The 22,452-nt window shown below is 35.7% G+C and carries 21 protein-coding genes and 1 other annotated feature; of the genes, 4 read left to right on the forward strand and 17 right to left on the reverse strand.

Annotation, left to right across the window (positions count from 1 at the left end; all coding sequences use genetic code 11):
* Window positions 1-372 precede the first annotated feature (372 nt).
* The gene (locus V7124_RS24305) at window positions 373-1,716 is read left to right on the forward strand and encodes a uracil-xanthine permease family protein (RefSeq protein ID WP_335494208.1); all 1,344 of its coding nucleotides are present in this window, start codon (window positions 373-375) and stop codon (window positions 1,714-1,716) included.
* A 40-nt stretch (window positions 1,717-1,756) separates the two neighbouring features.
* Here V7124_RS24305 and V7124_RS24310 read toward each other — a convergent pair whose 3' ends face one another.
* The 4 genes from V7124_RS24310 to V7124_RS24325 all read right to left on the reverse strand — a co-directional run bounded on the left by V7124_RS24310 (window position 1,757) and on the right by V7124_RS24325 (window position 6,877).
* Window positions 1,757-2,512 (reverse strand): GNAT family N-acetyltransferase, encoded by a 756-nt coding sequence (locus tag V7124_RS24310; protein ID WP_335420096.1) that lies wholly within the window; start codon window positions 2,510-2,512, stop codon window positions 1,757-1,759.
* A gap of 30 nt (window positions 2,513-2,542) precedes the next feature.
* Window positions 2,543-4,417 (reverse strand): XylR N-terminal domain-containing protein, encoded by a 1,875-nt coding sequence (locus tag V7124_RS24315; RefSeq protein ID WP_335494210.1) that lies wholly within the window; start codon window positions 4,415-4,417, stop codon window positions 2,543-2,545.
* A gap of 142 nt (window positions 4,418-4,559) precedes the next feature.
* Window positions 4,560-6,068, reverse strand: coding sequence for a 4-hydroxyphenylacetate 3-hydroxylase family protein (locus V7124_RS24320; RefSeq protein WP_335420089.1), 1,509 nt, complete (start codon window positions 6,066-6,068; stop codon window positions 4,560-4,562).
* Window positions 6,069-6,373: 305 nt separating this feature from the next.
* Complete coding sequence (locus V7124_RS24325) at window positions 6,374-6,877, reverse strand: hypothetical protein (protein WP_335494212.1); 504 nt, start codon at window positions 6,875-6,877, stop codon at window positions 6,374-6,376.
* 246 nt (window positions 6,878-7,123) lie between these two features.
* Here V7124_RS24325 and V7124_RS24330 point away from each other — a divergent pair, with 246 nt between their 5' ends.
* Window positions 7,124-7,951: a formate/nitrite transporter family protein gene (locus V7124_RS24330; protein WP_335494214.1), complete on the forward strand. Its 828-nt coding sequence runs from the start codon at window positions 7,124-7,126 to the stop codon at window positions 7,949-7,951.
* 174 nt (window positions 7,952-8,125) lie between these two features.
* Here V7124_RS24330 and V7124_RS24335 read toward each other — a convergent pair whose 3' ends face one another.
* Window positions 8,126-9,076 (reverse strand): ribose-phosphate diphosphokinase, encoded by a 951-nt coding sequence (locus V7124_RS24335; RefSeq protein WP_420489579.1) that lies wholly within the window; start codon window positions 9,074-9,076, stop codon window positions 8,126-8,128.
* Window positions 9,077-9,325: 249 nt separating this feature from the next.
* On the opposite strand from V7124_RS24335, the gene V7124_RS24340 reads away from it, so the two are divergent.
* Window positions 9,326-10,027 (forward strand): AIM24 family protein, encoded by a 702-nt coding sequence (locus tag V7124_RS24340; protein WP_335494216.1) that lies wholly within the window; start codon window positions 9,326-9,328, stop codon window positions 10,025-10,027.
* A gap of 146 nt (window positions 10,028-10,173) precedes the next feature.
* Here V7124_RS24340 and V7124_RS24345 read toward each other — a convergent pair whose 3' ends face one another.
* The 8 genes from V7124_RS24345 to V7124_RS24380 all read right to left on the reverse strand — a co-directional run bounded on the left by V7124_RS24345 (window position 10,174) and on the right by V7124_RS24380 (window position 18,312).
* Window positions 10,174-10,965 carry a hypothetical protein gene (locus V7124_RS24345; protein ID WP_335420076.1) on the reverse strand — a complete coding sequence of 264 codons (792 nt, stop codon included), beginning with the start codon at window positions 10,963-10,965 and terminating at the stop codon, window positions 10,174-10,176.
* Between the two features lie 16 nt (window positions 10,966-10,981).
* On the reverse strand, window positions 10,982-11,758 hold the full coding sequence (rfbF, locus tag V7124_RS24350; RefSeq protein ID WP_335494218.1) for a glucose-1-phosphate cytidylyltransferase: 777 nt from the start codon (window positions 11,756-11,758) through the stop codon (window positions 10,982-10,984).
* A 284-nt stretch (window positions 11,759-12,042) separates the two neighbouring features.
* Window positions 12,043-12,447 carry a polysaccharide biosynthesis C-terminal domain-containing protein gene (locus V7124_RS24355; protein WP_335420069.1) on the reverse strand — a complete coding sequence of 135 codons (405 nt, stop codon included), beginning with the start codon at window positions 12,445-12,447 and terminating at the stop codon, window positions 12,043-12,045.
* Window positions 12,448-12,474: 27 nt separating this feature from the next.
* A complete protein-coding gene (locus tag V7124_RS24360; RefSeq protein WP_335420065.1) occupies window positions 12,475-13,830 on the reverse strand; it encodes a UDP-glucose dehydrogenase family protein in 1,356 nt (451 codons plus the stop codon).
* Complete coding sequence (locus tag V7124_RS24365) at window positions 13,827-14,903, reverse strand: NAD-dependent epimerase/dehydratase family protein (RefSeq protein ID WP_335494220.1); 1,077 nt, start codon at window positions 14,901-14,903, stop codon at window positions 13,827-13,829. The genes V7124_RS24360 and V7124_RS24365 overlap by 4 nt, the downstream gene beginning before the upstream one ends.
* Before the next feature lie 8 nt (window positions 14,904-14,911).
* On the reverse strand, window positions 14,912-15,877 hold the full coding sequence (locus V7124_RS24370) for an NAD-dependent epimerase/dehydratase family protein (RefSeq protein ID WP_335420102.1): 966 nt from the start codon (window positions 15,875-15,877) through the stop codon (window positions 14,912-14,914).
* Between the two features lie 287 nt (window positions 15,878-16,164).
* Window positions 16,165-16,545, reverse strand: a complete 381-nt coding sequence (locus V7124_RS24375) for a hypothetical protein (RefSeq protein ID WP_335420058.1) — start codon at window positions 16,543-16,545, stop codon at window positions 16,165-16,167.
* A 60-nt stretch (window positions 16,546-16,605) separates the two neighbouring features.
* Window positions 16,606-18,312 (reverse strand): 2-isopropylmalate synthase, encoded by a 1,707-nt coding sequence (locus V7124_RS24380; protein ID WP_335420055.1) that lies wholly within the window; start codon window positions 18,310-18,312, stop codon window positions 16,606-16,608.
* A 56-nt stretch (window positions 18,313-18,368) separates the two neighbouring features.
* Window positions 18,369-18,587 (reverse strand) — a binding site (T-box leader).
* 205 nt (window positions 18,588-18,792) lie between these two features.
* On the opposite strand from V7124_RS24380, the gene V7124_RS24385 reads away from it, so the two are divergent.
* Entirely contained in the window at window positions 18,793-19,146 is a 354-nt protein-coding gene (locus V7124_RS24385) for a DUF1516 family protein (protein WP_335494223.1), read from the forward strand.
* Between the two features lie 84 nt (window positions 19,147-19,230).
* Here the strand turns inward: V7124_RS24385 and V7124_RS24390 are convergent, their stop codons facing one another.
* The 4 genes from V7124_RS24390 to V7124_RS24405 form a co-directional block, all read right to left on the reverse strand.
* On the reverse strand, window positions 19,231-19,533 hold the full coding sequence (locus tag V7124_RS24390) for an MTH1187 family thiamine-binding protein (protein WP_335494225.1): 303 nt from the start codon (window positions 19,531-19,533) through the stop codon (window positions 19,231-19,233).
* 26 nt (window positions 19,534-19,559) lie between these two features.
* Window positions 19,560-20,123 (reverse strand): class I SAM-dependent methyltransferase, encoded by a 564-nt coding sequence (locus tag V7124_RS24395; protein WP_335494229.1) that lies wholly within the window; start codon window positions 20,121-20,123, stop codon window positions 19,560-19,562.
* Window positions 20,124-20,234: 111 nt separating this feature from the next.
* Window positions 20,235-21,020: a response regulator transcription factor gene (locus V7124_RS24400; RefSeq protein ID WP_335420043.1), complete on the reverse strand. Its 786-nt coding sequence runs from the start codon at window positions 21,018-21,020 to the stop codon at window positions 20,235-20,237.
* A gap of 5 nt (window positions 21,021-21,025) precedes the next feature.
* The coding region (locus V7124_RS24405) for a sensor histidine kinase (RefSeq protein WP_335494231.1) at window positions 21,026-22,452 on the reverse strand (1,427 nt) is incomplete at its 5' end.

Consider the following 22,452-nt stretch of genomic DNA (forward strand, 5'->3'; position numbering starts at 1 on the left):
CTCTTTCACCCATTATTATTCTTTGGATTGGTTCTTCTTTAACATCTTCTATTTTACAGGCAACGATCCAATCACTACGTAAAACCGTATCATTGATTATCATTTTACATCCCCTTCTTCCAAGCTTATCTCCTACTATATTCTATGAAGAATACATTTTCTTGTCAACAAAAAAAACGAACGATAGATTAAAATTTAATGTTATTATTCGTCATTTTAATATTTACAATTTTACAATTCTTAATTATAATTCATATTAGGTTTTTATTATCTGTGTAGTGATAAACTTAAATTTTAAACGTTTATTAATGTAACAGATCCGTTATTTAGATTTACTTTTCACATTAAATAAAATAAAAGGAGAATGAATCAGTGGCGCAAAATGAGCAAAATCCGAACATTACCGTAGGAGTAGATGAAAAGATTGGCTGGGGAAAAGCACTTCTGCTTGGAATGCAGCATGTACTAGCGATGGATTTATATATCGCGCCGATCATTATTGCAGGGTTACTAGCGTTGGATACAATGAATACTACTTTTTTCATTCAAATGTGCTTCTTAGCTGCTGGAATTGCAACCCTCATTCAAACGATTGGCGGATTAAGATTACCCGTGGTACAGGGTCCTTCCTATGTTCCCATCGGTGCTTTGGCCGCAATCGGGGGAAAACTTGGAATGGGAGCTGTTTTTGGTAGCCTTCTGCCAGGGGCATTATTAATTGCCATTCTTGGGTATCCATTAAAGTGGTTTGCTAAAGCCGTTAAAAAAATTATCCCTCCTATTGTCGGAGGAACGGTAATTGTAATCGTTGGGATTTCTCTTATGCCTTCCGCATTTAATAGCATTTATTCTGCACCTGGTAATGTTGGGCATAATGTTTTAATTGCATTTATCTCGGCTGCTGTCCTAGTTATTTGTATCCTGCTAGGACGTAAGAAACAAGGTTATGGAACATTTTTCAGACTTATTTCTGTTATTCTCGCGATTGTCGTGGGTACCGTTACAGCTTCATTATTTGGTTCAGTCGATTTTTCAATTGTAAAAGAAGCAGCATGGTTTTCGCTTCCTAGCTTTTTCCCCTTTGGAAAACCTGTGTTTGATTTACAAGCTATCCTAACGATGGTCTTTATCTATTTAATTATCTTAATTGAAACAACAGGTACTTGGTTTGTCGTATCCACTGTAACGGGCAGTGAATTAGATGAGAAAAGATTGAACAGAGGTTCTGTTGGTGAAGGTATTGGTTGTTTCGTAGGATCACTTTTCGGTGGAACTCCAATGACAGGTTATTCTTCAAATGCTGGTATCATTGCGATTACAGGAGTTGCCAGCAGAATGGCAATCATTAGTGCAGGGGTAATTTTAATCGCTTTAGGGTTAATTCCGAAATTATCTGCTATCATTACATGTGTTCCTCAACCCGTCATCCAAGGCATTTTCGGAGTGGTCTGTGTGGCCATTGTTATGAATGGAATGAAAGTTATACAGCATGTTGAGATTGATGAACGGAATATGATGGTAATTGGCGTTCCGATTCTATTAACCATTGGCACCATCGTTCTTCCAAAGGAAATCCTTTACAGCGTTCCTGACTTTGCAAATTACATTCTCTCTTCTGGAACAGCAGTTGGTGCTTTGGCCACAGTTGTACTAAATCTCATTATTCCAAAAGAACGGAAAAAGGTTGTTCCAACAAGTAAAGAGTCACTCACATAACAGCACGAAAGGACTGGTGAAATCAATCACCGGTCCTTTTCTATTTTTCTTCAACTTTTTGGCAATAATATTGATAACTAAGGTATTGATAGTTCTGCCTCTTATACATTTCTTTTGGTGTATCCTGACCATCTGCAACTAAAATAATCGTCTTATCGTGGAATGTATCCATAACAAACTTTTGTAATCTTCTCCCAATCCCCTTCTTTTGAAAAGCTTCTTCTACTCCTAAATTATCAATTTCGGCTGTTTCATTTGAAATAATCACATCTACTGCCCCTGCAGGAGTCCCATTATATAAAGCTAGCAATTGCATGATATTCGGATCTTTAAGTATCCGTTTATTTAGTTCTACCTTTTGATGAGCAAAATTACTTCCAAAAACGATATCCTGCTGGTACTGCAGGTTGAGAAAAGCTTCAAGATTTTCTTCGGATACAATCTGAATTTCGATATTCGGATTATCTCTAAGGTCGGGAAATTGATTCGGTTGGATGGCATAGAGTTCGAGAAAACCAATATCATAATTTGCTTGATTTAAATAATCAACTAACTCAACTGGAATTTTTCTGCTTTCAGGAAATTTAAATTTCAGATGTTTTTGACCATTTTTCAGATGGTAATTTCTCAAATAACTTTCTGCTTGTTTAAATTCTTCCAATGTAGGTATCGTTTTAAACTCAATAAAATTACTATCATATCTCGATAACATTTCAGGAAAGTGATAGTGTTTGGATAGATGATCTTCAATCACAACATGGCCATGAGTATAAATATCTTCAAAAGTAATTTTCATTGATGAATTCCCCTTCTATAACTAAATAAGCTAGTATTCATTATCTACTATTTTTAGCGCTTTGAGTGCTAATAGCATCTGGAATTGCACATTCGGATCCCTTAAATCATCGCGTCCAAGCAGGTTCATTATTTTATTTAGTCTATATCGGAGTCCACTAACAGACAACGCAAGATTATCAGCGGTCAACTCTAAATTCCCGCCATTAACGAGAAATTTATATAAGGTTTCGATCAGTTCCTTTTTATTTCTATTTGTGTTCTCACATAACTTTCCTAGTGTACCTGTAATGATTCTGCGAACAGCATTTTCATTCTGCTGATTAATTAGAACACCGATCATCCCTAAATCATTAAAGGTAGTAATCGGCTCTTCACTAGTTGAAAGTCTTACAGCCGACTGTGCTTCTACTAGTGCAGACCCCGCCTCAGCTATATTATTGCTGATTGCGCTTATTCCAGCTAAAAATAGAATATATTTTACTTTCTTTTTGAGATAGTTTACTAGTGAATGTAGGATGTGCTCAATATTTTGATCTTCCAATTGGTTTACAGGGACGAGCAATAACAAGCTATCGGGTCGCTGACTGATTAAAATACTAATATTTTTTTCCTTAAAAAACATGTACACTCCATCATAGGGATTTTTATGACTGATTAAATCCTTCTCCTCGCAGCCATCTCGATAAAAATATGAAAGTTTTACAACATAGTATTTACCAGATAAATTCAACTGAATATAGCCTGCTTTTTTTCTGATTTCTTGTTCTGAAGGATGCTTACCACTAAAGATTTCTTCAAGAAAATCTCCTTTAATCCGTTCCTTAGATTCCAGCTTTATTTTTTCATTATTAATTAACACAGAACAGATTGAGGATACTCGTCCGATAATCATAGAATCAATTTCAAAGGTTATGATTTCTTTATTCAAATATAAAAAGGAACAATACCCAATTACTTTCTCTTCTAAAAAAATTGGTGTAACAAGTCTATGCCCATTTTCAAAACGGACAATTGTAACCTTATCTATTCGATGATTCCATTTTTTCAAATAAACCTTAAAACTCTTTTTTATAGGTTCATAGTTTTCCGTCGAAATTCCCTTTTTGCCTATTTCCTGAAAATATATATCCTCGACTATTACCGGATGTTCTATTCGGCGATTGACGATATCTAGAATGGAACTGATATTATTTCCTTTAATAATCTCATCTGTCAATTCTTTATGTATCGATGTTACCATTGCAAGGTTATTTTTCTCAATTAAAAGCTTTTTGTTTGCTTGTTCAAGTTCCTTAAGAATCGGCAGTTCCTTGCTATATAAAAGAAGCTCATCTGCTTCCTCCTTCCATTCGGAAAGGAAACGACCTTCCCAAATACAACAGTGGTCACCAGCACCCACACATTGGTGTTCCTTGAAGAAAACTTCTTCTCCAACTAAACGTGAAACATACCCACTTGCATATCCTGTAAGTGTGTAACAAACAGGGGTAGTTGATAAACCGAAATTACGAATATGCTGTTCCGCTTCATTGGAATCTTCCCAAATCCCTTTGAATCTTAGTGTTTTAACTTTACCATTTTCCATTTCAAGATCATGGGAGGTTACTCTAGCGCGTACATGTCCTTTGGCAGCATGATAATAGGGACCATTAAGTATCTTCTCTAATAGGGTCAAAGATTGATCCATAATAATGTCTTGTGCATCTTCCTCGCCTAATTGCCAGCCATATTTGAAGAAAAACGCCTTCATCCGATTAATACCAATATTATTTATTAAATCTCGCTGTAAAATGCCGAATGCACTTGTTTGTATCAAAACTGACCGATTATTGTTTACATATAAAAGGTCATCAATTTTTGATATATGTAGCTGGTCATTGAGTGAAAGAAATTGATTCGCCATTATCTAACACCTTCATAGCTTATTTTTAAATAATAGTAGGTTTTCAGTAGATTGTAACCCCTCTCATTATAACTGAATTTTCTATTAAATGACATATAATCGTAAAAGGTGTTCTCTTGTTAGGAGAACACCCTTTTAAAAATTACGATTTAACAAACTCTTTTGATAGATCTTTCCAAGTGCTGTTTGTCCAGCCATTTAAATCATAATCATTTAGGGCTGATTCAACAAAAGCTCTTTGACGATCAGCAGCTCCAGTTGCTTCAAAATGGAATAATGCTTCCATATTTATATTTTCGTGATTTCCTCCATAATTGACTTCGTATAACTCATGTCGACCACCAAATTCAGTGCCAATCGTATCCCAAACCATTTTCAATAATTTAACTCTTTCTTCTGCATTAATTCCAGTACCTCGATAATACTTATCTAAATAAGGCTTGATTTCCGGATTTAGGAAATCCTTTGAGCTGGATGGTAATTGAATCAGACCTCCAGCAACAACCTGTTCAAAAATGTTTTTGACTTTTACCCATGCCAGTGGTGCCAATGCACGATAGGCAGCACTTGAGTAACCATTCGGAATGACTAAACCATTAGGACCAGGATCTGGCGTGGCCGCCATAGCTGTTGATAGACCCCAGAACATATTCCGTAGTGCAACAACCTCACCTATTTTCGCCTGAACTCCCCTGAAGTTTTTCGTTCCAGCACCTTCAGTAGCCTTTAATAATAATCCCGTCATAAAGTCTAGTTTAACGGCAAAACGTGTACAGCCATGGAAGGTGTAACGAGGGATAAACCCACTTGCCGGTGCAAATCCATTGGAAATTTCAACGTTTTTATAACACAAGACATTTTCCCAGGGGATAAACACGTTATCTAAAACAATAACTGCGTCGTTTTCATCAAAACGGCTGGATAATGGATAATCAAACGGTGTTCCGTTTGTTGCTGCTTGTAGTTCGTAGGATTGGCGACTAATCATTTTTAATCCTGGTGCATTCATTGGTACAAAGAAAATCAGAGCATGACTTTTATCACCATCACCTAAATCCATTGGTCCATAATTGGCAACAAAGTTGTAATTTGTCATCGCAGCAGCAGTACCAACCATTTTGGCACCGCTTACAATTATGCCATTGTCTTTTTCAGCAACAGCACGTACAAATACATCCTTATTTTCATGCAATGGCTTTGAGCGATCTACCTGTGGATTAATAATAGTGTGGTTGACGAACGGAACATCTTTAGCTGCTTTTCTGTACCATGCTTTTGCATTATCCTCAAATCCCTCATAGTAATGCGCAAAAGCGTTAAGATGTCCGATGAAGGATGCCTTATAATCAGGAGTTCTGCCCATAAACCCGAAACTTAATTTCGCCCACTCTGCAATCGCGTCCCTTGCTTCTAGCAGGTCTTGGGGGCTGGTAGGAGTTTTAAAGAATTTATGCGTTTTGTCACCGTATTCGTTCTGCGTGGTTAAAATCTTACTCGTTTCCGGATCATGCAAGGCGTCATACATTCTGGCATACGACCGAGCAGAATTTCGATAAGCAGGATGGGTGGTGACATCATCAATTTTCTCACCATTAAGATAGACTACCCTTCCGTCCCTTAGACTTTCCAAATACTCTTTACCCGTATACATCCTATCACTCCATTTCTTACTAGCTTTTCACTACTTCTTAATAGTAAATAATCAGAAAATTTCATACAATGACAGAGGTATTTGGTCTTTTTAATAAAAACTGTAGGTTTCTGCTAGTTTATAGTTCATTTTTTAACGGCTAAGTTATTGTTAAGTACAGACTAATCTATGTATACCAAGGCTTGCACCTAAGAAATTAAGCATTTGATTAGTAACAAGTATTTGTTACTCCAAATATCGGGTGTAGTAAAACTATAGATTAAAAAAAGATGTCAGAAGCTGACATCTTTGATAATGCTATTAAATTACTTTGAATTTTCCTTCTTCCATCGTTCATAAATCATTTCAGAGAATAGTTGATTTAATTCTTTCTTCTTTTGCTTTTTCAGCCATTCGACCTGTTCGATCGGCAGTGTTAATTTTAAACTAATCGGCTCATTGGGCATTTCTATTTTTCTAATTTCTTCTAACGTAATGCCCTGTTCTACGTTGGGAAACCATGTACTATTTTCATTAACTTTATCTAAATCATCATACTCGTCAATGTCAACCACGTCACAAAATAAATTAAGCTGTGGTAATCCGCCAGTTAGTGATTTTACATGCATAATTGACTCTATGATTCTACCATCTAGTAGTTCAATCTCTATAATTAGAGTTTGCTCTTTACCATATTTTCTGATGGTAACCTCACTAACAATGAGATCAAGTTCTAACGTAAAGCCAGAAACGGATTCGAAAATATATATCTCACTCTTAAATACATGTATTGGTTCACCATCAATTTTTACAGACTTTACTGCCGTCATCAACCATTCCTCCAAAAAGCATACATTCCATTATTAATCTAATTTTATACCAAAACAGGAGTCCACTTCAAAAAAACTTCCTTTAGGGGAAAATATTTTAACAAAAACAAAATTTAATCCTGGGGTTTAAGGTAATTGTAATGTTAAAGAAATGTTCACAGCATATTTGACATGAATGGGGTAAAATGAAGTCAAATCAATGTGTGATGAACTTCACAATCTAGAAGCTAGAAAGGAAATCATGTTATGTCATTATCCACACCAGATAAAATACTAGAAATTTCGATAAAAAACGGAGTCAAAAAGACTAACTACCCGTTATTAACAACACTCATATTAGGATTCCAAGCAGGTGCCTTTATTTCACTGGGATTCCTTCTATATATTCGTGTCACCGCTCCATTATCGGAAGGGTTATCAGGCTTAAGTGCTATTTTAGGTGCCTCTGTCTTCCCTATTGGGCTTATTCTTACCTTAATTGCGGGTGGAGAACTTCTAACTGGAAATATGATGGTGGTTCCGTTGGCAAGGTTTGCAGCTAAAATTAATACAAAACAGGTCATCCAGAACTGGTTTCTCATCACAGTAAGTAATTTTCTTGGTGCCATTTTCGTTGCGTACTTTTTCGGACATATCGTTGGTTTAACGGAAACGGGTATTTACTTGGAAAGCACGGTTTATATTGCTGAACATAAATTAGACGCAACCTTTCTTCAAGCCTTTGTTTCAGGGATTGGCTGTAACTGGCTAGTCGCTGCTGCAGTATGGTTATCTTACGGAAGCGATGATATGATGGGAAAAATTGCAGGCATATGGTTTCCGACGATGGCCTTTGTCGCAATTGGATTTCAACACGTTGTAGCTAACATGTTTGTGATACCAGCAGCCATATTTGCTGGGTACTTTACATGGATGGACTATGTAGGTAACTTTATTCCCGTCTTTTTAGGGAACGCTGCAGGTGGAGCACTCTTTATTGGAATGGCGTATTGGTTTGCCTACAAAAAGAATGAATACACAGTTATTGAAGGTACGAAAAAGACAGGTGTGTTTGATAAAAAAATTGGATTATAATACCGTTGAAAAAAAAGCCAGAACCATTCAATCACTAATGGTTTCTGGCTTTTTTTTATTCAAGGCTCTTTTCTTAGAAAAGAGCTTGCAAACTAAATTCAAGGGCTCAAAAATAACTATTTCCACGTTAAAATCGGCTTTAAGATTTTAACAATAATCTTTCAGAAAACAGCCTTATTCAAACAATGGACTTACAGCCCTTTCATTATGAATGCGATCAATAGCATCTGCTAGTAATGGGGCTACAGACAGCATTGTTATTTTATTGATTTTTTTATCTTCGGTCTGCTCAATCGTGTTGGTGATCACTAATTCTTTAATAGCTGATGATTCAATTTTTTCAACAGCAGATTGTGAAAAAACAGCATGTGTACAGCAAGCAAAAACCGACTTAGCACCATGCTCTACTAATGATTGGGCTGCTAAGGTCTGCGTTGTTGCTGTATTAATTAAGTCATCAACAATAATCGCATTTTTCCCTTCAACATTCCCAATAATCTCAAAAATTTCGGAAACATTAGGTTCAGGACGTCTTCGGTCTATTAGAGCAATAGGGGCATTTAACAGATTAGCCATTTTCCTAGCTCTCCCTACAGCACCATTGTGCGGAGCCACAACGACCACATCCTCAAGTCCCTTTTTCTCAAAATAATCGGCTAAAGTCGGAATCCCAATTAAATGATCAACTGGAATATCAAAAAAGCCTTGGACTTGCGGCGAATGAAAATCCATCGTCAGTATTCTAGTAGCACCTGATTTTTCTAAAAGGTTTGCAATTAATTTAGCTGTAATCGGCTCTCGAGATCTTGCTTTTCTATCTTGTCGTGCATAGCTGTAATAGGGAATCACCACATTGATCATTTTGGCTGAAGCTCTTTTTAAGGCATCAATCATGATGAGAAGCTCCATAATGTGGTCATTATTTGGATGGGAAGTAGATTGAACAACATAAACATCGCATCCACGTACGCTTTCTTCTATATTCACTTGAATTTCCCCATCACTAAACTGAGTGACAGAGCTTTTTCCAACCTCACATCCTAAATGCGAGGCAATTTCTTTTGCAAGGCTTTGATTTGAATTTAAAGCAAACAATTTAAACCCTTTTTTTAGTTGATATGACACTTTATGTCCCCCATGCATTTTTAATTTATCATTTATTATAGCTTATTATCTTATTTTACATGAAATGAAGTCTTTGGAACACCATTAATACCTTGGATAAAAAAACCACTCATTGTAGATCAATAGGAAAACCATTAACATGTTTGAGTGTCTTCTTTTATACAGAAAAATATTCTCATTATTCTCTATAAAAAACTGAAACAAAATTGATTGATACTCGTAGTAAAGGAATGGAAGGATGTGGGAGTAATGAACAGGTACTCGATTGAAGAATTTATCCAAAAAACAGAGCAGCAAGATAAGGGCGAAGGTTTTTTTGAATTAGAAACGCCTCGAATGCTGGAGGTAAACTTAGACGGACAGGTCTGGGCCAAAGCTGGTTCGATGGTTGCTTATCATGGACAAATGAAGTTTGTTCGCGAAGGAATATTAGAACATGGTCTCGGAACTGCTTTCAAAAAGGCATTTACAGGAGAAGGCGCCTCGCTTATGAAAGCCAACGGGAAAGGAAAATTATATCTTGCCGATAGTGGGAAGAAAATAATTATCCTTAACCTGCAAAACGATTCCATTTATATTAACGGGAATGATTTATTAGCCTTTGAACCTAGCATTAAATGGGAGATAAAATTAATGAAGCGAATTGCCGGGATGATGGCAGGCGGTTTGTTTAATGTTCGTTGTGAAGGAACTGGGATGATTGCCTTTACCGCGCATTATGAACCGATTACGTTAAGAGTATTACCAGGCAGTCCTGTCATTACCGACCCTAACGCAACCGTCGCCTGGTCTGGTAATCTCATGCCAACCTTTCAAACCGATATTACCTTAAAAACATTTTTCGGAAGAGGCAGCGGTGAATCGATTCAAATGAAATTTGAAGGTGACGGTTTTGTGGTGATCCAGCCTTATGAAGAAGTCTACATGAAGTCCAAGCAAAATATAACATAAATTTATGAATAGTCCTCCTGTCTTTACGTGTGGAGGATTTTTTCATATTCAATGAAAATAAAAAAAAACTATGGAAGGCTAATCTCCATAGTCATTCAGATATTATTCTCCTATTTTCCTTTTTTTCTGCTATTATTTATATATTCCTACTCATTTTTTCTGGAATGATTCATACTTCTTATAAAAGTCCTCGCAGGATCATTCATAAATCGATTCACTGGATGTAACAAATAGCAATCCTCGTTATTTTTAACAGCATTAATAAGTTCTCTTCTCGTATATTTCGGTCTGTCACGCATCCATTTACCAACATTAGCAGGATAAGGTTTTGATTTTACCCCCAGAGTTTTTGCTAAAGTTGCAAATAGCATTTCTTCTAGAGCAAATACATCATCTTCAGTATGTTTCATAATCCTTTTCATCTCTTCCAATTTGTTAAAGGTTAGTATTTGCTTAACGAACTTTCGACTAAAAACTTGTGATCCAAAACATCCATAAAAATGGTCCATATTAAATATTGGCTGCCATAAATGCCAAACCTTTTTCATTGTATTTCCGGGAGACCATTGATCTGTTGCCATTCTATAATGCGCAGCCATATAATCAAATTCGTTCATTTCCGAGATAATAAATTCCTCAAACCCCTTTTTTGCAAAAAGAGAATCTGAATCTACATTGATTAAGTAGTCATATTCATACCCCGTATTTTCAAGCCATTCCATGATATTTAAAAAGAACCAGCCATATGTCCTTGCATATTTCATAGGATGTGAAGTTGGACAAATAGGATAACCAAGTCCCTTACATAAATTCTCGTCATTCCCACTTTGAAAAAAGACAATAGAAGAGTTTGGACAAAAATAACGAATGTTCTCTATTTGATCTTGAATTACATCCCTATTTTCATGAACAAGAATGGCAAAGCAAATTTTCTTCATATGTTTATCACATTCCCTATTTCCATATTTTCCAAGGTGCTTTATTCGACTTCCAAAGCTCCTCTAAATACTTTTTATCACGCATTGTGTCCATTGGCTGCCAAAAATCTGAGTGTTTGTATGCCACTAACTGACCTGTCTGTGCTAAATTTCCCAATGGTTCCTCTTCAAAGACTGCGTTATTTTTTGGAATAAAATCAAAAACTTCTGGCTGAAAGACAAAGAATCCGCCGCTAATCCAACCGCCATCGCCTTTGACCTTCTCTTTAAATGTTTCCACTCTTTGATCTTTTGCTAGTTGCAAGGCTCCAAATCTTCCTGAAGGCTGAGCGGCTGTAACCGTAGCAATTTTGCCGTGGCTTTGGTGGAATTTCACTAATTCCTGAATATTAACATTAGCCAGTCCATCCCCATACGTTAACATGAAAGGTTCATTTCCTATATAGCTTCTTATTTTTCTAATGCGTTCTCCAGTCATACTTTCTAGGCCGGTTTCCGCTAATGTAATTTTCCAAGGTTCAGTTCCGTGGAAAGTATTAATTTTGTGGTTTCCATGCTGCAAATCCACGGTAACGTCTGATTTATTCAGATAATAATTTAAAAAATAATCCTTAATCATGTATCCCTTGTACCCCAAACAAATAATGAACTCATTAAATCCATGTGCAGAATAGATTTTCATAATATGCCAAATAATTGGATACTCTCCAATTTCGATCATCGGTTTTGGTTTTAAATGAGATTCCTCACTGATTCTTGTTCCAAAACCTCCTGCAAGTATTACAACCTTCATATTTATCCCCTCATTTTAGAGACTTGTCCCTTTCCAATTCCTATGTTTTCTTCTGTTTCTTTTTTTACTAGTCAACTAGCTCTGCTGCCATCCTAGCTCTTTTTTGAACTTAATAGTAGTGTATGTGAGAACCTTTATTTCGGAATGGACGATACTCCCAAATTTTCACACTTGGGATATCGCACTTAATTGGTGCCTGGTCCCTCCATCCTCTAATGTGGACTAGGTTTCAGACACCAGCCATATTCTGAGTAGTGTCTGAATACTTTATCAAACAATATCTTTTAAATGATTATCATTGGGAATGTATCAGTATCATCTTTATTGTATTCCTTAGAGGAAATGGCAACCATTATAAACGGCTCCTCTCCTTCATTTTTAAAAGCATGCACTACGTAAGGAGGGACTTTGAGAATAACATTATTATTTGCTGACATGACGATTTCTTCAAAGGCACCAGTATGCAAATTCTTTAATGCCACATTCGCTTTACCGCTTATAACAGAAAAATATTCTAATGTTTCTTTATGATAGTGATTCCCTCTGACACTCCCCTGATTAGAAAATAAAACGTAAATCTCTTCGATCTTTTCATCTTCTTTCAGTTGACTAATCATTAACAACTTCTTAAGGCTGCCACGCATATCCTCAAAAGGTTGTATGTGAATCAATTCAAACCAATCCGCCATAATATCATTCCTTTATTTATTGTTTAACTAAGTAAGGCCAACTCCGATATATTGGACACCCGCTGCTTCGAAGGCTGACTTATTGAACACTCTTCGACCATCAACTAATATTGGTACTTTCATTAAATCCTTGAATTCCTGAGGAGATATCTTTATATAATCTGGCCATTGAGTAACAAGTATGGCAGCATCGGCATCTTTAAGGGCATTTTTGTAATCAGCAGAGTAATAGAGGGAATCATTTTGAGGAAATTTCTTTTTTGTATTATCAATTGCAACTGGATCAACACCGATTACCTTTGCTTTTTTCGCTAAAAGTCCTTTTATGATAGCAAGACTTGGCGACTCTCTAATATCGTCGGTTTCTGGTTTAAATGAGAGACCTAGCACAGCAATTTTCTTATTTTCTAATGTACCGAGACTTTCTAGCAATCTTTCAATAAGCCTGTAGGGTTGGGCGTTATTTATTTCTAATGTTGCTTGAATCATAAAAGGCGGATAACCCATCTCATTGCTAAACGCAGAAAGTGCCTGAACATCTTTAGGGAAACAACTGCCCCCAAATCCACACCCGGCTCTTAAATAGCTGACCATTCCTGGATTTATTAATTGATTATTCACTCTTGGATTGAACCTTTTGTCCAAGGTCACTGCTTCTAAAACCTCTTTTACATCAATGTTGCCGACCTTTTCACAAATTACTGAGACCTCGTTAGAGTAAGAGATTAGCGTTGCAAGAAGTGCATTAGCCGTATATTTAATCATCTCAGCTGTTCTTAGATTTACTCTTATGATTGGCGAATCAAAAAAATCCTCATAGACTTTTTTCATTGTTTCAAAGCTTTCTTGATCATATGCACCAATCACAATTCTGTCAGGGTACATAAAATCTTCTACGGCCTTGCCTTCTCTCAAAAACTCAGGATTCATGGCCAGACCGAAATCACCTGTTTTTTTTCCGCTGCTATCTTCGAGAATGTTTTTAACCAAAGTATCTGTGGTAGTTGGAATTACAGTGCTTTTTACACATATTACATGGTAGCCATTTTTTTGTTTTAATACATTTCCAATCTCTTTTGCAGCCGATTCAATGTACCGCAAATCAATCTTTCCATCTCCAAAAGGAGTTCCCACAGAGATAATCGAAATATCTGTATTCATAACAGCACTTTTCAAATCAGTTGTAGCAACTAATTTCCCTTTTTCAATCACATTGCTTAAAAGGTCTTCAAGCCCCGGCTCATAGATAGGTGATATCTTGCTGTTAATCTTATTAACAATCTCAGCTTGTTTATCAATACAAATTACTTGGTGCCCTTTAGAGGCAAGACAAACTCCTGTTACAAGACCCACGTAGCCAGTTCCAATCACTGAAATTTTCATTTTCCATTTTCCCCCATGTAAACTTCTACATACCAATCTTTAAGTCTACCAAGGCCATCCTCTAGATTCACCATTGGCACATACCCTAATAGATTCTTTGCCTTGGTCAAATCCGGACATCTCCTTTGGGGGTTATCGATAAGATACCTTTCATCGTCACTTTCCTTATACTCAATTTCAACCCCGCCAACTAATTTACCGATTAGTTTTGCTAAGTCTAACATTGATATTTCTATTTCATCATTCCCAATGTTAAACGCTTCACCGTCATGTTCGGAAAGAAGGGCTAACATGAACCCTTTAATCGCGTCCCCAATATAGCAAAAGCTTCTTGTTGGCCTCCCGTTGCTTAACAATGAAATTTTTTTATGATGTAATGCATCGTTAAAAAAGTCTGGTATAACTCGTTTATCATCGATTCTAAGCCCCGGACCAAATACGTTAAATGGCCTTACTACTTTCACGGGCACTCCATATTGCTGATAGTAATTAACACAGAGTGTTTCACCGAGTCTTTTGGACTCATCATAACAAGCTCTTGGACCTGTACAAGAAACATAACCATTATAGTTCTCCGGTGTTGGAATGAATTCAGGAGCAGGATTACCGTAAATTTCACTGGTCGAAAAAAATAAGAAACTTTTCACTTTTTGGGTTTTGGCGAAATCTAACAGGTTCTTTAATCCCCATACGTTCGTTTCAATCGTTTCAATTGGATATTGTCTATAATAAGTGGGAGAAGCAATACTTGCTGCGTGGATAATAAAATCAACCTTTTTATTTATAGTCAAAGGCATAGTAATATCTTGGTTAATAATTTCAACGGATTGATTATTTTGAAGGTGTTGAATTCTTTGAGGAGCAGCAGAAATAAAATTTTCAATACAAATCACATAACATGGTGTCTTAAAGAGATTTTTATTACAATAATCGATTAAGTCAAGAAAATATCCTCCAAGAAACCCTCCTCCGCCACTGATTAGGATGGTGGACGCCTCAAGCTTTTTTAACTTCTTCTCCAATTCATTACTAATATTTTTAATATCTTCCTTTATTACATTACTAAGTCCCAAAACAAATTTCACCTCGTTGTTCCTATAAATTTATGTTTATTCTCCTTATACCAAGTTACTGTTTTGGCAATCCCCTCTTTAAGACTGATCTTTGGCTCCCAGTTTAAATGATTCCTAATCCTTGAAATATCCGGTTGTTGTCTCCAAACTTCATTTTCTCTATAGGGTAGTGCCCCATAGTTTGGTAGTTTCTTTGATTGCATTTCGTTATTAATAATATCCACGTAATATTTAAGTTTGTGAATTTCACCACTTGCAATATTATAAATTTCATTTTTTGTCGAATTATTTTGAGCGGCTAGAACAAATCCATCGATAACATTTTCAATATAACAATAATCCCGATATTGTTCACAAGGAGTCAAGTTCACTTGTTTATCCTCTAGCATGGATAAAATAATGTAAGGAAAGAACTTGTGAGAGCCTTCTCTTTCTCCAAAAATTCCAAAAGGTCTTAGTGTGACTAAATCAATATCGTAGTTTACCGCCATTTGGTGGGCAATAATAGAGGCTGATGCTTTTGTACTCCCATAAATACTATCAGGCTCTAAAAAAGAGTCCTCTTTAATGAGCTCGCGTTTATTGCCATACTCCATACACGTTCCAACATTAATAAATTTTTTACAGCCAATATTTTTAAGTGAATGGATTAGATTCATGGTTCCATTAATATTGGTACCTGCAGCCACAAAAAAATCGTTTTGTCTTCCATCAACGCCATATGCACCACAATGGAAAATAAAGTCTGGTTTTATTTGCAGTACGTTTTTTTTGACCAACTCCAAATTCCTTAAATCTGTTCTATAGACGTCTAAATCCTTTTTAACTTCATCCAGTCTCCATAAGTCGGAGGAATCCCTAACAAAAACAGATACTTGTGCTCCTTCGTTTACCATTCTTTCAACCATATGAGAACCTATAAAACCATTTGCCCCTGTTATTAAAACTTTTTGATTTTTAAAATACCTTTCCATCATAACCTCCACCTAGACACGTTATATGTCTAAGACATTAATTTCTTTGACGAGCTTTTAATTAAGGATGTAGCTAATCCTAAACATGCATTATATGTTTATGCTGAAGAAAAATATATGACTTTACGAATTAACCAATTAATAAAAAAACAGGTAAAATAACTGCTTCTACCTTAAAATTCATTTGCTTTTAAATATTAAAAGCCTATGGAACTCAATACATTCCATAGGCACCTAATTTATTTATTTTTCATGTTTTAAAAAACCTTGTTGCTCTAGCATTTTGCCTACATATTTATATCCATCATTAACATAGAATGGATCTTTATAAAAATTCGCCATCCTTTGAGTCCAGGTGGATCCTCCACTTTCTCTTCCTTTTGTTGATTCAAGATGGATATGATTAAACGTTTTGATATCTTCATGTATATTAACATTGTATTTTTCTTCATGGTAGACAGCTGTTTTTGGTAAACGCGGCACAAAATCTGGAATTTCACTAGGATAGCCAATACACAAATATGTTTTTGGTTTCCTGCAAGCTCCGCCATTTTCTTTTTTCTATCAGAATCTTTAATGGAAATGATGGTAACGTGTTGACCGTTTACCCATGACGGTCCAGCTTGAACTGAACGAATAATGGTATCCAAAATAAGAATAGACTGCACTAAAAAAACCAACAGCAAGAATTTTTTCTTACGGTTGGTTCTTTATATAACCTAAGTTTTTTAACTTCCTTTATTAAGTGAGAATTCTTTTTCAATTGGTACTTTGCCGGTGGTTATCATGTTGTTAACTGCACTAAACAAAGCTTTTACAGAAGAAGTCATAATATCAGGATCAATCCCACAGCCCCAATAAACAGTACCATTTAAATCAGTAATACCTACATAAGATACAGCATTTGATCCGGATCCTATTTCAAGAGCATGCTCCTTATAGATTAAATCTTTGTAAGTGATTCCAAGTTTGGTTTGAAGAGCGTTGCTTATGGCGTCTAGTCTTCCATTCCCTTCACCCGTGATTTCGTAATTTTCATTATCCATTATAATTGAAACAATGGTTTGATAATGGTCATTTTGAGTATATCGATAATGGTTAAATGTAACAGGGCTATTGATATTCACATATTCTTTATTGAATATGTCAAAAATTTCATTTGGCATAAGTTCCTTGTGTAAACGATCTGATTCATCTTTCACTTTATAACCGAAGTTTTCACGCATCTTGGCAGGTAAATCAAGCCCATAATTCTGCTCCAAAATATAACCTATTCCGCCTTTACCGGACTGGCTATTTATACGGATAATGTCTCCTTCATATTCTCTGCCAATATCCTTTGGATCAATCAATAGATATGGTACTGTCCAATATTGACGATTCTCTTCCTCACGCCATTTCATCCCTTTGGCGATGGCATCCTGGTGAGAACCTGAGAATGCTGTAAAGACAAGTTCGCCACCATATGGATGTCTTTCATGAACCCTCATCCTGGTTAATTTTTCATACTTTGAAATAATATCACGGATATTTTCAAAATTGAGCTGTGGGTTTATCCCATGGGAATACATATTAATGGCAAGTGTTACAATATCAACATTACCCGTCCTTTCGCCGTTACCAAATAGAGTCCCTTCAACCCTCTGCGCTCCTGCAAGCATTCCAAGTTCTGCATCAGCCACTCCCGTTCCTCTGTCATTGTGTGGATGTAATGATAGAATCACGTTGTCCCGGTAATTTAGATGATCACTCATAAACTCAATTTGACTTGCGTATACGTGAGGCATTGACATTGAAACGGTAGCAGGAAGGTTAATAATTACCTTGTTCTTAGGAGTTGGCTGCCAAATATCAAGTACCCTGTTACATATATCAAGTGCAAACTCCATTTCTGTACCCGTGAAGCTTTCCGGTGAATACTGAAACTGGAAGTTCCCTTCTGTCTCTTCGGCATATTTTTTCAGCAATTTTGCACCGCTCTCGGCAATTTCAATAATTTCTTCATTAGACATTTTAAATACCTGCTCACGCTGTGCAACGGAAGTCGAATTATAAAGATGCACTACAGCTTTGTTCACACCTCGAAGTGCTTCAAATGTTTTTTCAATAATATGATCTCTCGATTGTGTTAATACTTGTACGGTTACGTCCGCTGGAATCAAATCCTGTTCAATCAAGGTCCGTAAAAAGGTATATTCTGTTTCTGAAGCTGCTGGAAAACCAACCTCAATTTCCTTGAAACCTACTTCCAATAGCAACTGAAAGTATTCTAATTTTTCCTCTAGGCTCATCGGTACTACTAAAGCCTGATTTCCATCCCGCAAATCAACACTGCACCAGGTAGGAGCCTCTGTTATGTATTCTCTCTCTGTCCATTTCAAGCTTTTTACTGGGGGCATAAAATATCCTCTTGAATACTTTTCAATATTTCTCATTTTTATAACCACCTTTTCATTTTAGTTTCAAAACAATAAAAAAAGCCTATCATCTCATAAGAGACGATAGGCTTTACCTACGTGGTACCACTCTTTTTGATTCGTACAAAAAAACGAATCCACTTTAAGACTTGATGACGGTGGTCAACCGTTAAGACCTACATATCAGCCTTACCACTCCTGGGCGAGTTGGGGAGATTTATTGACTGTCTTTCACCAGCCGACAGCTCTCTAAGCAATAAATATTCCTTAATACTCCCGATCATTGTGTTTTAATATACTTATTTTTTGAATTTTTCGATATTATTTATTTTACAACAGAATTAGTTATTTTCCAAGTACAAAATCTAAACTATCGACATTAACAACTTTTACTGTTGATTTAAGAAATATTTAATGTATATTTTAGAATCCTTTTATATCTTCCTATTACTATAAGTAAGTAGAGAAAATTTATATCAGCAAAAGGAGTATTTTCAAATGACACATGCACATTTAACCACACTCGTATTGGCGTTAATTTTTCTAATAATCATTGCCGTTCTCCAAAGCAAAGGGAAAAATATTAAAATATGGCATATGATTTTGCGGACTAACTACATTCTAGTAATGGTAACAGGATTTATTCTATTCTTTACTTCGTATTCTATTCCTCTATCCTATTATTTCAAGGCAATACTTGGCATAATAATGATTGGTTTATTCGAAATGGTCATCGTTCGGAAACAAAATGGAAAACCAACAGACCTACTATGGATTGCCTTTTCTATCGTTTTTGTTGTCCTGTTTGTTCTTGGATTTACGCTCCCACAGGGAATAGATTTATTAAAATAAAAAAGAAGTGATTCACGGTGCCTGTCACCCGTGAATCACTTCTTTTTCCATTACTAACCAATTCACTCGTTCATTAAAAATAATCTACAATTTTTCCTGAACAGATTGTAACTTTCGCTCCATTGTATTTTCTTTGTCGCGGCGGTCATCAATCCGAATGTTCGTGCAAACTCTCTGTAAGCCTTTCTTAAATGGGTTCTCATGAAGTTCCTGAACAATCTTCAGCAACAATGTTAAATCACCTTCAATTAGAGTACTCATTGGGGTTAACTGATATTTAATTTCCCCTTCATACTGTCGAAGAACTTTTTGTATTTCAGCTACATACTCGCTGACACTTGGTGAGCCTGTCCCAACGGGGATCACGGTAATATCTACAATTGCCATTCTTATGCCTCCTGCTTCATTCGTGTCTATTGTTTCTGACAAAAAATCGATTGCCAGCCTTCTTGTTCATTTTCTTCAAAATAAATAACTTTCCAATCTCTAAATTCCTCTAATAACTCATTCGACCGCAGTTTATATTGTTCGGCTACACCCTTGCCCTCAGTCTCTGGAGTTTGATAGTAGGTTTCCATGAAAAAATATCCGCCATCTTTAATGCTGTTCTTTACGAATGGGAATAATGCGCGATCAAGATAATAGGTAATAACCATGATGTTATAGAGAGCATTCTGCCAATCATTAGTATCCAATGTTGTAAGGTCAGCTACCCGTGGTTCAATAGATAAATTCTCCTTGACTGCCTGCGTTTGAATGTAATTAATCGCTACATCCGAAATATCCATTGCCTCCACCTGATAATCTGTCTGAGCTAGCAACATACTGTTCCCGCCAAGGCCGCAAGCAATATCCAGTGCTTTGCCTCCCTCCTTCAGATACGTCAACAATTTCTTTAACCTAGGATTAGGTTCAGGTTTATCCAGTTGATTTATCCGATCAAGATGTTTAATATTCCATTTGTCTCTCGTATCCATTCTTGTTCTCCCCATTTATGTATTAATAGTACTAGATTACCTTCAAATCGATTTACAGACAAGTTAAAATAAAAAGAAAATTTAAGTTTACATAATAATATTATTAGATTTCTATAGTTGTTTGGTGTTAAAATTAATAGATACTTTATCCTTATATTTATATAATTTGGGGGATAATCCATAAAACCTTTTAAATATTTTTAAAAAATAGCTTTTACTTTCAAAGCCCAACTCATATGCTATCACTTCTACTGACTTAATCGAATGATCTAGTAATTCTATTGCTTTTTCCATTTTTACTCTTGTCACATATTCAACAAAACCTTCTCCTGTTTCTTTCTTGTACATCCTACTGAAATAACTTGAATTTAAATGTAAATGGGCAGCTACTTCTGTTAGAGAAATCTTCTCGCCCAGATGGGTTTGTACATATTTTTGTGCTTTTAACACATCGTCATTTTTATAAGTCCTTTCTAAAAGCTTGGTGACTTTTACGTGCTGATGATTTGTATAATGTTCTTGGTCCAACTTATTCTTTAATCTTTCTAGTAAAGCAATGATATTCGATTCTTCCATCGATTCTTTTAAAATATAATCATAGGCTTCTAACTTTATAGCTTGTTGTGCAAAGGTAAATTCATCATGGCAAGAAAGGATGATATTATATGAATTAATATTCGAATTTTTCAATTGCTCGATTAATTCTATTCCATTTAGTTTTGGCATACCAATATCAGTAATCAATACATCATAAGGGTTCCCTCGCAAAAATGTTAATGCCTCATTACTATCTTGAAAACTGGCGACTACTTGGTAGCCGTACTCCTGCCACGGAATGACTTTCATCAAAAATTCAATTACGATCACATCATCATCAACCAAAACTACTTCATACATCCTATTCACCTCTTATTCACAGGAATTTGAAAAGTTAATGTTGTTCCTTCACCTTCTATACTGTCTATCCACAATTGAAATGCGTCTCCATAAATTAATTTCATTCTTTGATAGACATTTTGTACCCCTATTCCGTTAAACGATTTACTACTGTTTACAATATTATCACTATTTGTTTGAAAAATTTTCTTTCGCAATCCTTCCAGTGTGATCGTATCCATACCTTTTCCATTGTCTGAAACGATTAACTCCAGATACGTATCGCTTTGTTCACTTGCAATGATCTTAATGGTTTCTTTCCTATTATTAATCCCATGTATGATAGCGTTTTCGATGACTGGCTGTAAGAAAAATCTAGGTACTTGGAAACGAGAAGTAACTTCGTTCATATCAATCTCCAATTCTACATCATACCGATGACGAAAATTCATCAATTCTACGTAATGCTTAACAGTCGATACCTCTTCGTCAAAGGGAATAAATGCATTATTACGATTGATCGTCATTCTTAGGAGAGCGGATAAAGAATAAATGAGCGAAGCACTGCCGGTATCCCCCTCCATTTTTATTTTTAACCGAATTGCATTTAAGACATTAAATAAAAAATGCGGGTTAATTTGTGCTTGCAGCATTTCTAATTCAGCATTTCGTTTCGCTTCTTCCCGTATTTTAATCTGTTCAATCATTTCTTCGATCGTATCCAACATATGATTAAAGGAGTGGCCTAATTGTGCGACGTCATTATTTCCAGGAAGATGTATTCTGGCGGTTAAGTCACCCTGGTTTATTGCTTTTGTCACATGATGTAATCTTGTAATTGGCTTTGTTAATTCACGCACAAGTATGATAAGACCTATTAAAAATAGAACTAAAAAACCACCCTGAATTAAAATCGTCGTTCTCGTCACCATATTGATTGAGCCAATAGTGTCCTTGTATGGCACTAAGCTGATCAATCTCCAATTTGAATAAGACACTGGATAGGAAACCAATAAATGTTTCTCTTCCATATAATCCACAATTTGATAATCTGTGTTTGTCACGTCATATTGTAATTTCGTTCCTAACTCACTTGTATTCAAACTTGAATAAACATCTCCATCCTTATTGGTCAAATAAAATTTTGCTCTTTTTTCACTTTGAATTTGACTAAAAAGCTTCTTAATCTCATTTTCTTTTACACTAATAATTAAATAAGAATTTAAGTCATTAGCTTTTTGAATCCTCCTGCCAATGGTAATGAGATATGGGTATGTATCTTTTTCAGATTTAATGTAGGTGGGGTGTGCACCTAACCAATACGTTTGATAAAAACTTAAGTGTTCCAATTTTTCAAACCATGGTTTTTCTTTAAATTGTAAAGGATTAAAATCTATTTGAGAATAATTGGTGTAAAATAAATCATTTTTAAACAAAATGGTAATATACAGAG

The sequence above is a fragment of the Neobacillus niacini genome (assembly GCF_036961885.1).
Classification (GTDB): Bacteria; Bacillota; Bacilli; order Bacillales; family Cytobacillaceae; genus Neobacillus; species Neobacillus niacini_H.